General features: G+C 66.3%; 14 protein-coding genes. 12 read left to right on the top strand and 2 right to left on the bottom strand.

Annotated features, from left to right (window positions below):
• The first annotated feature begins 1 nt into the window (after position 1).
• The 5 genes from sufC to GTZ99_RS10600 are packed head-to-tail and all read left to right on the top strand — an operon-like array spanning position 2 to position 3,567.
• Positions 2–745, top strand: a complete 744-nt coding sequence (sufC, locus tag GTZ99_RS10620; protein WP_161718690.1) for a Fe-S cluster assembly ATPase SufC — start codon at positions 2–4, stop codon at positions 743–745.
• Entirely contained in the window at positions 742–1,479 is a 738-nt protein-coding gene (locus GTZ99_RS10615; protein WP_161718688.1) for a SufD family Fe-S cluster assembly protein, read from the top strand. Before sufC ends, GTZ99_RS10615 begins: the two co-directional genes overlap by 4 nt.
• Positions 1,476–2,708, top strand: coding sequence for an aminotransferase class V-fold PLP-dependent enzyme (locus GTZ99_RS10610; protein WP_406818591.1), 1,233 nt, complete (start codon positions 1,476–1,478; stop codon positions 2,706–2,708). Before GTZ99_RS10615 ends, GTZ99_RS10610 begins: the two co-directional genes overlap by 4 nt.
• Positions 2,705–3,199 (top strand): SUF system Fe-S cluster assembly protein, encoded by a 495-nt coding sequence (locus GTZ99_RS10605; protein WP_161718686.1) that lies wholly within the window; start codon positions 2,705–2,707, stop codon positions 3,197–3,199. Before GTZ99_RS10610 ends, GTZ99_RS10605 begins: the two co-directional genes overlap by 4 nt.
• The gene (locus GTZ99_RS10600) at positions 3,199–3,567 is read left to right on the top strand and encodes a HesB/IscA family protein (RefSeq protein WP_161718684.1); all 369 of its coding nucleotides are present in this window, start codon (positions 3,199–3,201) and stop codon (positions 3,565–3,567) included. The genes GTZ99_RS10605 and GTZ99_RS10600 overlap by 1 nt, the downstream gene beginning before the upstream one ends.
• A 33-nt stretch (positions 3,568–3,600) precedes the next feature.
• Here the strand turns inward: GTZ99_RS10600 and GTZ99_RS10595 are convergent, their stop codons facing one another.
• Positions 3,601–4,050: a hypothetical protein gene (locus GTZ99_RS10595; RefSeq protein WP_161718682.1), complete on the bottom strand. Its 450-nt coding sequence runs from the start codon at positions 4,048–4,050 to the stop codon at positions 3,601–3,603.
• A 157-nt stretch (positions 4,051–4,207) separates the two neighbouring features.
• Between GTZ99_RS10595 and GTZ99_RS10590 the strand changes: the two genes are divergently transcribed.
• The 3 genes from GTZ99_RS10590 to GTZ99_RS10580 all read left to right on the top strand — a co-directional run bounded on the left by GTZ99_RS10590 (position 4,208) and on the right by GTZ99_RS10580 (position 5,723).
• Positions 4,208–5,203 carry an adenosine kinase gene (locus GTZ99_RS10590; protein WP_161718680.1) on the top strand — a complete coding sequence of 332 codons (996 nt, stop codon included), beginning with the start codon at positions 4,208–4,210 and terminating at the stop codon, positions 5,201–5,203.
• A gap of 107 nt (positions 5,204–5,310) precedes the next feature.
• Positions 5,311–5,514, top strand: coding sequence for a hypothetical protein (locus GTZ99_RS10585; protein ID WP_161718678.1), 204 nt, complete (start codon positions 5,311–5,313; stop codon positions 5,512–5,514).
• Positions 5,515–5,531: 17 nt separating this feature from the next.
• Complete coding sequence (locus tag GTZ99_RS10580) at positions 5,532–5,723, top strand: hypothetical protein (RefSeq protein ID WP_161718676.1); 192 nt, start codon at positions 5,532–5,534, stop codon at positions 5,721–5,723.
• Positions 5,724–5,784: 61 nt separating this feature from the next.
• Here GTZ99_RS10580 and purD read toward each other — a convergent pair whose 3' ends face one another.
• On the bottom strand, positions 5,785–7,071 hold the full coding sequence (gene purD / locus GTZ99_RS10575; RefSeq protein ID WP_161718674.1) for a phosphoribosylamine--glycine ligase: 1,287 nt from the start codon (positions 7,069–7,071) through the stop codon (positions 5,785–5,787).
• On the opposite strand from purD, the gene xseA reads away from it, so the two are divergent.
• From xseA to GTZ99_RS10555, 4 genes are all read left to right on the top strand, one after another.
• On the top strand, positions 7,070–8,566 hold the full coding sequence (gene xseA, locus GTZ99_RS10570) for an exodeoxyribonuclease VII large subunit (RefSeq protein ID WP_201742488.1): 1,497 nt from the start codon (positions 7,070–7,072) through the stop codon (positions 8,564–8,566). The genes purD and xseA overlap by 2 nt on opposite strands.
• A gap of 18 nt (positions 8,567–8,584) precedes the next feature.
• The gene (locus GTZ99_RS10565) at positions 8,585–8,785 is read left to right on the top strand and encodes a DUF2093 domain-containing protein (RefSeq protein WP_161718672.1); all 201 of its coding nucleotides are present in this window, start codon (positions 8,585–8,587) and stop codon (positions 8,783–8,785) included.
• Positions 8,782–9,636 (top strand): M23 family metallopeptidase, encoded by an 855-nt coding sequence (locus tag GTZ99_RS10560; protein WP_227711262.1) that lies wholly within the window; start codon positions 8,782–8,784, stop codon positions 9,634–9,636. The genes GTZ99_RS10565 and GTZ99_RS10560 overlap by 4 nt, the downstream gene beginning before the upstream one ends.
• Positions 9,637–10,132: 496 nt before the next feature.
• Positions 10,133–13,204, top strand: a complete 3,072-nt coding sequence (locus tag GTZ99_RS10555) for a TonB-dependent receptor domain-containing protein (RefSeq protein ID WP_227711261.1) — start codon at positions 10,133–10,135, stop codon at positions 13,202–13,204.
• Positions 13,205–13,245: the final 41 nt, after the last annotated feature.

The following is a 13,245-nucleotide window of genomic DNA, read 5'->3' as shown; positions in this document are numbered from 1 at the left end:
TATGCTCACCATTGAAAACCTCCACGCCTCCGTCGCGGATAAGCCGATCCTCAAGGGTCTGAACCTCACCATCAACGCGGGCGAAATCCACGCGATCATGGGGCCGAACGGCGCGGGCAAGTCGACCACCGGCTATGTGCTGGGCGGGCGTCCGGGCTATGACGTGACCGAGGGGACCGCGACCTTTGACGGGCAGGACCTCTTCGCCCTCGAACCGCATGAGCGCGCCGCCGCTGGCCTGTTCCTTGGCTTTCAATATCCGGTGGAAATCCCCGGCGTGTCGAACCTGCAATTCCTGCGCGAGGCGCTGAACAGCCAGCGCAAGGCGCGTGGTGAGGAACCCCTGTCGGGCGGCGAATTCCTGAAGCTGGCGCGCGAGAAATCGGCCCTGCTGAAGATGGACATGGAGATGCTGAAGCGTCCCGTGAACGTCGGTTTCAGCGGCGGCGAAAAGAAGCGCGCCGAGATGGTGCAGATGGGCATCCTCAACCCCAAGCTGGCGATTCTGGACGAAACCGACAGCGGCCTCGACATCGACGCGCTGCGCATCTGTGGTGAGGGCATCAACGCCATCATGCGCGCCCCCGACAAGGCGGTGCTGCTGATCACCCACTATCAGCGCCTGCTGGATTACGTGAAGCCCGACTTTGTCCATGTTCTGGCGGGCGGCCGCATCGTCAAATCGGGCGGCCCCGAACTGGCGCTGGAGCTGGAAGAGGGCGGTTACGAGGGCGTCGCGGCGTGAGCACGCAGACCCTTGCCCCCACCTCCAAGGCGGAGGATTGGCGCTATGCCGATCAGGCGGCGGTGGCGCAGCTGTGGCCGGTCGCGGCCGAACAGATCGCCGTGGCCAGCGGTGACAGCCGCGCCCTGTCGATCATCGCGCGTGAGGGCGAACACCACGCCCGCGAAATCGCCATTGACCTTGCCGATTACGCCACGATGGACCTGCGCATCCTGAATGCGGGCGGGGCCTATGGCCGGGTGGCGGTGTCGGTGCGGCTGGGTCGCGGGGCCAGCTTTACGCTGGGCGCGGCGCAGGTCGCGGGGGCTGGCGCCACGCTGGAGATCGTCACCACCGTGACCCACACCGCGCCTGACGCCATCAGCCGCCAGTTGATCCGCAGCGTGGCAGGGGCTGGCGCCACGGTGAGCTATCTGGGCCGTGTGGCGGTGGAGCAGGGCGCCGATGGCACCGATGGCGAACAATCCGTGCGCGCCATGTTGCTGGACCGCAGCGCACAGGCCAACGCCCGGCCCGAGCTGGAGATTTACGCCGACGACGTGAAATGCGCCCATGGCTGTGCGGTGGGTGAACTGGACGCCAACGCATTGTTCTATCTGGCCCAGCGCGGCTTGCCGCCTGCCGCCGCCAAGGCGCTGATGCTGCAGGCCTTTGTCGCGGAAGCCTTTGACGGCGCGCAGGACGAGGACCAGTTGCGCGCATTGGCGCAGGCGGCGCTGGAGGCAGTCCTGTGACCACTGCCGCCATCACTGCCACGCTGGACACCGCCGCGATCCGCGCCGATTTTCCCGGCCTGCAGACGGGCGATGGCGCGCCGTGGCATTATCTGGACAGCGGCGCCACCGCGCAAAAGCCGCAATCGGTGATCGACGCCACCGTGCGCGCGATGGGGGCCGATTACGCCACCGTGCATCGCGGCGTCTATGCCCGCAGCGCCGACATGACCACAGCGTTCGAGGCCGCCCGCCGCCGCGTGGCGTCCTTCATCGGCGGGGCCGAAGCCGAGATCGTCTTTACCCGCGGCGCGACCGAGGCGATCAATCTGGTGGCCCACAGCTGGGGCAACACCCATCTGCGCGCGGGCGACCGCATCCTGATCTCCACGCTGGAGCACCATTCGAACATCGTGCCGTGGCAATTGCTGCGCGACCGAGTGGGCGTGGAGATCGATGTCTGCCCGCTGACCGCAGATGGCCAGATCGATCTGGATGCCGCCGAACGCATGCTGACGCCCGCGCACAAACTGGTGGCGCTGGCCCATGTGTCCAATGTGCTGGGCAGCGTGCTGGACGCCCCGCGCGCGGTGGCGCTGGCGCATGGGGTGGGGGCCAAAATCCTGCTGGACGGGTGCCAGGCGGTGCCGCGTCTGGCGGTGGATGTGGCGGCGCTGGGCTGCGACTTCTATGCGTTCAGCGCGCATAAGCTGTATGGCCCGACGGGCATCGGCGCCCTGTGGGCGCGGGCCGATATTCTGGACGGCATGGCCCCGTGGATGGGCGGCGGCGCGATGATCGACCGCGTGACCTTTGACCGCACCACCTATGCCCCCGCGCCCCAGCGGTTCGAGGCCGGCACGCCCCAGATCATCGAGGCGATCGGTCTGGCCGCCGCGATTGACTATGTGGAGGCCATCGGCCTGCCCGCCATCCACGCGCATGAGGCGGCTTTGGTCCGCCAATTGCGTGACGCGCTGCGCGGCATGAACGATGTGCGCCTGTTCGGGCCAGAGGACAGCGCGGGGATCGTCTCCTTTGCGCTGGAGGGCATCCACCCCCACGATCTGGGCACCATTCTGGACGAGGCCAATGTCGCCATCCGCGCTGGCCACCATTGCGCTCAGCCGTTGATGGACCATCTGGGTGTGCCCGCCACCGCCCGCGCCAGTTTTGGCCTGTATAGTGATGACACCGATATTGCCGCGCTGATCGCCGGCATCGAACGTACCAAGAGGATCTTCGGATGAGTGACGAGACGCCCCGTTTCACCGTCGAGGAAGTGAGCGACGCCCCCACGCCGCCACGCGCCCGCGTTGACCTGTCGGCCGCCCCGGCGGTGGAGGAAAGCGCCGCCGACAAGCTGGAGCGCAAGAAGGACTATCTGGACGGCTTTCTGGCGCAGCAGCCCACGGGGCTGGACCCCAACGGCCCCGGCGGCACACTGTATGAGGCGGTGATTGCCGCCCTGCGTGAGATTTACGACCCCGAAATCCCGGTCAACCTGTATGATCTGGGGCTGATCTATGGCGTGGACATCACGCCCGAAGGTGCAGCCACGATCACCATGACGCTGACCACGCCGCATTGCCCGGTGGCCGAATCCATGCCCGGCGAGGTGGAGATGCGCGTCTCGGCCGTCCCCGGCATCCGCGAGGCCGAGGTGACGCTGGTATGGGATCCGCCATGGGATCCGGCCAAGATGAGCGATGAAGCGCGCCTTGAACTGGGAATGCTGTAATGGCCGATGGTGACACCAAACCCGCGCGCAAACCCCGCCCCGCCGCCGTTGTCCTGACCGACAGCGCGCAGGCGCGTGTGGCGCATCTGATGGCCACCGCGCCAGCCGATGCCATCGGGGTAAAGCTGTCGACGCCGCGCCGGGGCTGTTCGGGACTGGCCTATTCGGTGGATTACGTCACCGCCGCCAACCCGATGGACGAACGGATCGAAACGCCCGGCGGCGTGTTCTTTATCGACAGCGCCAGCGTGCTGTACCTGATCGGCAGCACGATGGACTGGGTGGAGGATGACTTCACCGCCGGTTTCGTCTTTGCCAACCCCAATGCCAAGGGCACCTGCGGCTGCGGCGAAAGCTTTACCGTCTGACCTGACCCCGGCGCGCCCTCATTCCGGCGCCCGCTATCCCCGACGCAGGGCGGCGACACAGGCCGCGCGATCCACTTCGCGCGCGTCGGTCGCCCGGCGCGCCTCGACATAGGTGGCGCGCGGGGCGGCCCCGGCCTGTGGCGGGTACAAATAGATGTCCAGCACGCAAGCACTGCCGCCAAATTGCAGCTTGCGCGCGTCGCCCTCGGTCACGTCCAGACGGGGGACGCCAAACTGGCGGATCAGATCCTCGGTCCCCGCCCCGATCACCCCTTCCAGCCCCGGCGCGCTAAGCACACGCGGCGCGGGCGGCGGCGTGACGCGCACCGGCGGCACGACATGCGGGCGCGGCTGAGGATGCGGTTGGGGCCGTGGCGTCGAGCCCGGCCCGCCGCCATCCCCCGCACAGGCCGAGAGCAACAACGCCCCCCCCAGCGCGAACAGGCAGGCAGGCAGGCGAAGCGGTCGGGTGTGGCGGCTCATCCCGCCATCGATTGCCCGCCCAACGGCCGCTGTCAACGCCCGCCCCGCCATTCCGGCGCAGCTTTGGCCCGGTGTGTCGTGCCCGCTCTCTTGCCGGGCCGGGCGCGCAAGGCTAGGGACGGCCATCCCATTCCTGCTGTGAAAGGCCGCCCGTTTCATGACCCAGCCCACCACCGATGTCATCGCCATCGGCAATGCCATCGTCGATGTGATGTCGCCTTGCCAAGACGCCCTGATCGATACGCTGGGCATGACCAAGGGGGGGATGATGCTGATCGACACCGATCAGGCGCATGGGCTGTATGGCGCGATGGGCCCCGCGCGTGAGATTTCGGGCGGCAGCGCGGCCAACACGCTGGCGGGTCTGGCGGCGCTGGGGGCCAAATGCGCCTTCATCGGTCAGGTGGCCGACGATCAGCTGGGTGAAGTGTTCGCCCATGACATCCGCGCGGGCGGCATTGATTTTTCCACCCCGGCGCGCGCGGGCAATCCGCCCACGGCGCGCTGCCTGATCTTTGTCACGCCCGATGGTCAGCGCACGATGAACACCTTCCTGGGGGCCTCACAGTTCCTGCCGGCAGAGGCATTGGACGAGGCTGCCATCGCCAACGCCCAGGTGCTGTACCTCGAAGGCTATCTGTGGGACCCCGAGGAACCCCGCCGTGCCATGCGCCGCGCGATCGATGCCGCGCGCAATGCCGGGCGCAAGGTGGCTTTTACCCTGTCCGACGGCTTTGTCATTGCCCGCCATGGCGATGATTTCCGCGCGCTGATCGATGCGGGGCAAATCGACATCCTGTTCGCCAACGAGCATGAGCTGGCCGCGCTGACCGGGCAGGACGATTTTGACGCCGGGCTGGCGCAGGTCGCCGCCAAGGTGCCGACCGTGGTCGTTACCCGCAGCGAAAAAGGCGCGCATGCCATCAGCAACGGCGAACACGCCCATGTCCCGGCCGAGCCGGTCGAGGCCGTGATCGACACCACGGGCGCGGGCGATCTGTTTGCCGCCGGTTTCCTGTTTGGCCATGTGCGCGGCATGGGCCTGACGCAAAGCCTGCGTCTGGGCGCGATTTGCGCGGCCGAGATCATCAGCCATTACGGCGCCCGCCCCGAAGCGGACCTGAAGGCATTGATCGCCCAAAAGCTGGGCTGAACCGCCCACGTCACGAAAAAAGCAAAGGCCGGCCCTTAAACAGGCCGGCCTTTTTCCGTCCTGTCGTATGCGCGCCAAAGAGCCGCGCCACACACAGGACATGTGCCATGACCGCAGGAGTATCGCCAGTGTCGCCCGTGACCAAGGGCACCCCGGCTTCGCGCACGCAGTATGAGGCGACCCCCGTCACCCCCGCCGTGACCAAGGCCACCGCCGAGCCCAAGGCCGAGCCGCCCAGCCGTTACGACCCCAATGTCGCCACACCCCGCCCGGCCAACAATGGTCTGGACGGATTCAACATCTACGCCTGAAAGGACAAACCATGGGAATGACCGTTTCAGCCGCCCCCGCCGTGCAGGCGAATGCGGCGGCCAACGCCGCGCTGGCCGCATCGATGCAGGCGATTGCTTCGGGCGCGACCGGCGGCACCAGCCCGGCCGAAAACACCCCCACGCCTTCGTCGGGGGGGCATGGGTCGGGACCATCGGGGAATGGATCGACCTATAGCGTCTATGCCTGACGCAAATGCCTGACAGAAAATACCCCTGGCGCGATCACCTTGCGCCGGGGGTATCAGGCGATCAGCCGCGCTCGCGGGCAACCTCGCGCCAGCCGATGTCGCGGCGGCAGAACAATTGGTCGCAGGAAATCGCGTCCACCGCCGCATAGGCCCCGGCCTGCGCCGCCGTGACATTGGCGCCCAGCGCCGTGACGTTCAGCACGCGCCCGCCATTGACCACAATCGCGTCGTCCTTGGCCGCTGTGCCCGCATGGAACACCTTGGCCCCGGTGGCTTCGGCCGCGTCGATCCCTGTGATCACCGCGCCCTTGTCCGGGGTGCCCGGATAGCCCGTGCCCGCCATCACCACCGTCAGCGCCGTTTCGGAGGCAAATTTGGGCGCGGCCATCGTCGCCAGCCGGTTTTCCGCGCAAGCCAGCAACAGCTCGCCCAGATCCGATTGCAGGCGGGCCATCATCACCTGCGTTTCAGGATCACCAAAACGGGCGTTATATTCGATCAGCTTGGGCCCTTCGCTGGTCAGCATCAGCCCGGCAAACAGCACGCCCGAATAGGGGATGCCCTCATTGGCCAGCGTCTTGACCGTGGGAGCGATGATCTTGGTCATCACCTCGGCCTCCAGCTCGGCCGTCAGGACGGGGGCGGGGGAATAGGCGCCCATGCCGCCGGTGTTCGGCCCGGTGTCGCCATCGCCCACCCGCTTGTGGTCCTGCGCGCTGGCAAAGGCCATGATCGTCGCGCCATCGGTCAGGGCGAAAAAGCTCGCCTCCTCGCCGGTCATGAATTCCTCGATCACCGCCTCGGCGCTGCCCTCGCCAAAACGCCCGGCAAAAATGTCGCGCACGGCTTCTTCAGCCTCGGCCATGGTCATGGCCACCGTCACGCCCTTGCCGGCGGCCAGACCATCGGCCTTGACCACCACCGGCGCGCCAAATTCGCCCAGCACCGCCATCGCCTGTTCCAGCGAGGTGACACGTTGATAACCCGCCGTCGGGATATTGGCGCGCTGGCACAGATCCTTGGTAAAGCCCTTGGAGCCTTCGAGTTGCGCGGGCGCCTTGTTCGGCCCGAACACCGCGATGCCCTCACCGCGCAACGTATCGCCCAGACCATCGACCAGCGGCGCCTCTGGCCCGACCACCACAAAGCCGATGCGGTTGGCATCACAGAACGCCACCACGGCGGCATGATCGGTCACATCCAGCGCGACACATTCGGCCACTTGCGCGATGCCCGGATTGCCGGGGGCCGCATACAGCTTTCCACCGTTTGCCAGCAGCGAGGATTGCGATAGACGCCACGCCAGAGCATGTTCACGCCCGCCCGAACCCAGCAAAAGGATATTCATGCCTGCCTCTTTCGATTCCGATGATCTGAACTCTGGCGGGCTGGTAGCGAAGAGCGCGCCCGGCGACAACGCGGAACCCCTCTCGATCACCGAGATTTCCGCGCTTTTGAAGCGAACGGTCGAGGACCGCTTCGGATTTGTACGTGTGCGGGGCGAATTGTCGGGGGTCAAGCGGGCCGCGTCAGGCCATCTCTACCTGGCGCTGAAGGATGAGGGCGCGCGGCTGGACGGCGTGATGTGGAAGGGCAATGTCGCCCGGCTGAACTTTCGCCCCGAAGACGGGCTGGAAGTCATCGCCACCGGCAAGCTGACCACCTATCCGGGCCGATCGAACTATCAGATCGTCATCGAACGCATGGAAATCGCGGGCGAAGGCGCGCTTCTGGCCCTGCTGGAGCGGACCAAGGCGCGGCTGGAGGCCGAGGGGCTGTTCGATCCCCGCCGCAAACGCCGCCTGCCCTATCTGCCGCGCGTGATCGGCGTGGTCACCAGCCCGACAGGCGCCGTCATCCGCGACATCCTGCACCGCTTGGCCGATCGTTTTCCCAGCCATGTGATCCTGTGGCCGGTGCTGGTGCAGGGTCAGGGTGCGGCTGAGCAGATCGCGGCCGCCGTGCGCGGCTTTTCCGCGCTGGCGCCGGGGGGCGACATCCCCCGCCCCGACTTGTTGATCGTCGGGCGCGGCGGCGGCAGCATCGAGGATCTGTGGTCGTTCAACGAGGAAATCGTTGTGCGCGCCATTGCCGAATGCTCCATCCCCGTAATCAGCGCCGTGGGCCATGAAACGGACACCACGCTGGCCGATTTTGCCGCCGACTGCCGCGCCCCCACCCCCACGGCGGCGGCCGAAATGGCGGTCCCGGTGCGTGAGGAGCTGAACGCCGCGCTGGCCGAGTTGGCCTTGCGTCAGCGCCGCGCCGTGGTGCGTCTGGCCGCGCTGGGGCGGGAACGGCTGGAGGTGCGGGCGCAACGCCTGCCCTCGCCCGACACGCTGATCGCGCAAAAGGCGCAAGGGCTGGACGATGCCGCCGACCGGCTGCGGCGCGGGCTGTCGGGCCGGGCACAGGTGGCGCAAGGCCAGTTGCAGCGTGTCGCGGGGCGGTTGTCGCTGCCCCTGCTCTCGGCCCGGCTGGAGCGGGCGCGGATGCGGCTGGAGGCGGCCCGGTTGACGCCCGGCCTGATCACCCAGCGCATCACCCAAGGCCGCCGCCATCTGGACGCAACCACCCGCATCATGGCCAGCCTGAACCCGGACGCGGTGCTGGCGCGCGGCTATGTGCGGGTGACCGGGGCCGATGGCCGCACGCTGGTGTCGCAAAGCGCGGCCGCCGGGCAAAACCATCTGACGCTGCATTTCCGCGATGGCTTGTTGCAGGTGGTGCCCGATGGCGCGCCCGAGCCGTCTCCGGCCATGCCGCCTGCCGCCGCAAAACCGGCGCGGCCCAAATCGCCCCCGACGAAACCGGCCGTACAACAGGATGACCTGTTCGGCTGATGCTGTTATAAGGCGCCCATGCTGATGAACTCTCCCGACCGTGCGGCCATGCTGCGTTACGAACCCAACGGCTTTGTGATGCTGTCACGGGGCAACCATGTGGTTTGCGCCGTGTCCGGTGAAAAAATCCCGCTCGAGGCGCTGCGTTACTGGAGCGTCGATCGGCAGGAGGCCTATGCCACCCCGGAGATCGCCACCAAGCGCCTGCTGGGCCAATGATCCTGTCGCGCCGGGCGGCTTTGGGCGCGATGGGCTGTGGCCTGATCGCCCCCATGACCGCGCGGGCAATCAATATCGATGTCACGCCGCTGTCATTCCCGCGCGGGCAAACGACTCAGGGCGGCTGGGCGCAGGGCCAGGCGCCCGCCGGGTGGAGCGTCACACTGGACGGGGCATTGATCCCGACCGATGCGCAGGGGCGCTTTTTTGTCGGGTTTGACCGGGACGCCGCCAAGGGCGCAACGCTGATCGGCACCGCGCCCGATGGCACACAGGCGCAGGCCGCGCTGACCATCACGCCGCGCGCCTGGCGGATCGAGCAGGTGAACGCCCCGTTCCGCCCGCCCGCCCTGCCCGACGCCGAATTCACCCGCATCCGCAGCGCCGAACTGGCCCGCATCACCGCCGCCCGCGCGCTGGCCAGTGCCTCGGATGGCTGGCGACAGGATTTTGTCTGGCCGGCAAAGGGACGGATCTCGGGCCTGTTCGGGGCACAGCGCGTCTATCAGGGCGCACCCGGCAGCTATCACGGTGGCACCGATGTCGCCCTGCCCACCGGCACGCCCTATGTCGCGCCAGCCGATGGGGTGGTGGTGCTGGCCGTGGCCGACACGCCCTTTACGCAGGAGGGCCATCTGTTGATGGTCGATCACGGCATGGGGCTGGTCAGCGCGTTTCTGCATTCCAGCGCCCTGTTGGTGCGCGAAGGCGACCGCGTGACGCAGGGACAACCCATCGGCAAGGTGGGGATGACCGGGCGCGCCTCTGGCCCGCATCTGCATTGGGGCCTGCGCTGGCGCGAGGCGCGGCTGGACCCGCTGTTGATCGCTCCGGCGCTGTCGGCGGGCTGATTCACCCCCCTTTATTCCCGCCATTTTGACCCGCGTCAGGCCTGCTGCGCGGGTTTTGCCCTTTGGTTCATGCAAACGTTGACACAAATCAACGGCAATCGCCCCATCCTGCGACAAAGACGGCGGCGGCACCACATTGCCATTTTGTTGCACGGCCTATCGACAGCCTTGTCAGGAAATTGCGAGTGACCGGCAGTCGGAGCATTTTTCCTTTCAAAATTGTCAGCAGTAAGGCTTTTCCCTAGGGCGGATGATTAGCCCTGAATTGTGACATTGCTGCAACATTGGCAACATTTCTGACTGACATATGTGTCAGCGCCTTTACCCCGGTGCGGCTTATCCGCCACAGTTGGTACATTGCAACCACGCGCGCCCGGTTCGGCATGGGGTCCTTTTTGGGAGGGTCGGATCAGGCGTCTGGAACGCAGTGCTAGTCACCGTCACCCGGTCACCACCCCGTGACGGCCCAAGACAGGGGTACAGAATGAAACTTTCGATGACAGCCGCACTGAAATGCGGCGTGGCGCCAATGATCGGCGCGGTCATGCTGGCCACACCAGCCATGGCCCAGACCGCCCCCGACGTGACGCAACAGGGCGGCGCCGTCAGCGCTCAGCCGGCCGCCGATCAGACCATCGTCGTCACCGGCACCCGCATCGTCAATCCGAACCTGCGTTCGGCCGCTCCCATCACCACCGTCACCGCGATGGACATCAAGACCGCCGGCACCAGCCGCGTCGAGGACTTGCTGAACCAGTTGCCGCAGGTGTTCGCGGCGCAGTCCTCGACGCTGTCGAACGGCGCATCGGGTACGGCGGAAATCGACCTTCGCGGTCTGGGCCCCAAGCGCACGCTGGTGCTGCTGAACGGCCGCCGTCTGGTCCCCGGTGACCCCAGCCCGACCAGCTCGTCGGCAGCGGACGTCAACTTCGTGCCCGCCGCACTGCTCAAGCGCGTGGACGTGCTGACGGGCGGCGCTTCGGCCACCTATGGCGCGGACGCGGTCGCGGGCGTTGTCAACTTTGTCATCGACAAGGATTTTGACGGCCTGCGCGTCGAGCTGAACGACGGTATCTATCAGCACAACAACGGCAGCACCATGGTGCAGGGCCTGTTGAACGCCCGCTCGGCCGCTGGCCTGTCGGGCTACAGCTATCCCACCGGCAACCGTTTCGACGGCAACGGCTTTGACGCGACGATCGCGTTTGGCACGCATTTCGCCGATGGCAAGGGTCACCTGATGACCTATTTCGGCTATCGCAAGCAAAACGCGATGCTGCAGTCGACGCGCGACTTCTCGTCCTGCACCATCCAGAACCGTTCGCGTAACCGCACGGGCCTGCAGTGCGGTGGTTCGGCCACCTCGGCCAATGGCAATGCGTTCTACTTCACGCCCGCCAGCGGCTCGTCCTCGACGGTGGGCACGCTGGGCAATGGCACCTTCACCAATGGCGCGCTGACCCGCTACAACTTTGCGCCCAGCAACTATTACCAGCGCCCCGACGATCGCTACACCGCCGGCCTTTTCGCCGATTACGAGGTGAGCAGCGCGGTCCATCCGTACATGGAATTCATGTTCATGGACGATCGCACCGTGGCCCAGATCGCGCCTTCGGGCGATTTTGGCAACACGATGACGATCAACTGCGACAACCCGCTGATGAGCGCGGCGCAGAAGGCCGAGATCTGCAATTCGGCCAATATCGTGAAGTACTATCTGGGCACGTTCCCGCTGGTGCAGTCTGTATATGACGCGCTGCCCGCCGCCAGCCAGGCGATCACCACCGCCGCGCCCAACGCCAGCACCGCCTATTTCCAGCTGCTGCGCCGCAACGTCGAAGGCGGTTTCCGTCAGAGCGACCTGAAGCACCAGGCGTTCCGCACGGTCGTGGGCACCAAGGGCGAACTGGGCCATGGGTGGAAGTATGACGCCTATTTCCAGTATGGCCGCACCAACTACTCGCAGGTCTACTCGAACGAGTTCAGCGCCTCGCGTCTGGCGCTGGCGCTGGATGTGGTGGCTGATCCCAGCACCGGCGCGCCGGTCTGCCGCATCAAGCTGAGCTACCCCAGCTCGAACTGCGTGCCCTACAACATCTGGTCGGGTTCGCCCTCGGCGGCCTCGCTGTCCTATCTGGCGGGCACCGGTTTCCAGAATGGCGCCACCACCGAAACGATCCTGTCGGGTTCGTTGACGGGCGATCTGGGCACCTATGGCATCAAGTCGCCGTGGGCGGCCGATGGCGTGAACATCGCGCTGGGCATCGAACGCCGCACGGAAAAGCTGTATCTGAAGACCGACGATTCGTTCAGCACCGGCGACCTGACCGGTCAGGGTGGTCCGACCCTGCCGATCTCGGGCAGCTATCACGTGACCGAAGTGCTGGGCGAAGTCGCCGTGCCGATCATCGATCGCATGCTGACCTTCAACGGCGGCTATCGTTACTCGTCCTATGGCGTGTCGAACGGTCAGAAGTACAACACCAACACCTACAAGCTGGAGCTGGACTTCACCCCGATCGAGGACGTGCGTCTGCGCGCCAGCCTGAACCGCGCCGTGCGCGCGCCCAACATTCAGGAACTGTTCGCGGCCAACTATGTGGCGCTCGACGGTTCGACCGATCCGTGCTCGGGCAAGACGATCACGGCGGCCGACACGGGCTGCTTGCTGCAGGGCCTGCGCGTGGGGCAATATGTGTCGCCCAACCCGGCCTCGCAGTACAACGGCTATCTGGGCGGCACCGCCACCCTGCGTCCCGAAGTCGCCACGACCAAGACGCTGGGCATGGTGATCCAGCCGCACACGATCCCGGGCTTCTCGGTCAGCGTCGATTACTTTGACATCAAGGTGAACAACGCCATCCAGTCGTTCGGCGCGGACGCCATTCTGTCGGCCTGCACCACCGGCCTGAACGCGCTGGCCTGCTCGCTGATCCACCGCAACGCGGCCGGTTCGCTGTGGCTGACCTCGGGCGGCTATGTCACCGACCTGAACACCAACATCGGCTGGACCAAGACCAGCGGTCTGGAGTTCAACATCGGTTACAACCGCAATCTGGGCAGCGCGGGCCGCGTGGTGTTCAGCCTGACCGGCACGATGCTGGATCAAAAGTCGACCTATAACGGGTTGACCGATGCCTATGACTGCGCCGGCTATTACGGCGTGACCTGCGGCGGTCCGGCGCCCAAGTGGCGCCACAAGGCCCGCCTGATGTGGCAGACGCCCAAGAACATCGATGTCGCGCTGACCTGGCGCTATATCGGCGGCGTGGACGTCGACTACACCAACCCCAGCGCGACGCTGGCTGACGCCTCGTACAGCCTGTACAACAGCCACCTCAAGGCCGTCAGCTATTTCGACCTGATGGTTCAGGGCAAGATCGGTCGTCTGGCCTCGATCCGTCTGGGCGTGAACAACCTGCTGGACAAGGATCCGCCGCTGGTCAGCTCGGGCGGCACGGGCGTTGCCAGCGCCTGCCAGGGCACGTTCTGCAACGGCAACACCTATCCGGGCACCTATGACGCCCTGGGTCGTTACCTGTTCGTGGGCGCGACCTTCAACTTCTGATGCGGGTCTGACCCACATCATTCCGGCGGCGGCCTTCCCCA

Source organism: Novosphingobium ovatum, from assembly GCF_009909235.1.
Classification (GTDB): Bacteria; Pseudomonadota; Alphaproteobacteria; order Sphingomonadales; family Sphingomonadaceae; genus Novosphingobium; species Novosphingobium ovatum.
Note: the sequence above shows the minus strand (reverse complement) of the source record. Positions and strands in the feature narration are given on the sequence as shown.

Coding starts and splice junctions, on each gene's coding strand:
- sufC (WP_161718690.1), top strand. CDS start 2: ATGCTCACCATTGAAAACCTCCACGCCTCCGTCGCGGATAAGCCGATC.
- GTZ99_RS10605 (WP_161718686.1), top strand. CDS start 2,705: ATGAGTGACGAGACGCCCCGTTTCACCGTCGAGGAAGTGAGCGACGCC.
- GTZ99_RS10600 (WP_161718684.1), top strand. CDS start 3,199: ATGGCCGATGGTGACACCAAACCCGCGCGCAAACCCCGCCCCGCCGCC.
- GTZ99_RS10595 (WP_161718682.1), bottom strand. CDS start 4,050: ATGAGCCGCCACACCCGACCGCTTCGCCTGCCTGCCTGCCTGTTCGCG.
- GTZ99_RS10590 (WP_161718680.1), top strand. CDS start 4,208: ATGACCCAGCCCACCACCGATGTCATCGCCATCGGCAATGCCATCGTC.
- GTZ99_RS10585 (WP_161718678.1), top strand. CDS start 5,311: ATGACCGCAGGAGTATCGCCAGTGTCGCCCGTGACCAAGGGCACCCCG.
- GTZ99_RS10580 (WP_161718676.1), top strand. CDS start 5,532: ATGACCGTTTCAGCCGCCCCCGCCGTGCAGGCGAATGCGGCGGCCAAC.
- xseA (WP_201742488.1), top strand. CDS start 7,070: ATGCCTGCCTCTTTCGATTCCGATGATCTGAACTCTGGCGGGCTGGTA.
- purD (WP_161718674.1), bottom strand. CDS start 7,071: ATGAATATCCTTTTGCTGGGTTCGGGCGGGCGTGAACATGCTCTGGCG.
- GTZ99_RS10565 (WP_161718672.1), top strand. CDS start 8,585: ATGCTGATGAACTCTCCCGACCGTGCGGCCATGCTGCGTTACGAACCC.
- GTZ99_RS10560 (WP_227711262.1), top strand. CDS start 8,782: ATGATCCTGTCGCGCCGGGCGGCTTTGGGCGCGATGGGCTGTGGCCTG.
- GTZ99_RS10555 (WP_227711261.1), top strand. CDS start 10,133: ATGACAGCCGCACTGAAATGCGGCGTGGCGCCAATGATCGGCGCGGTC.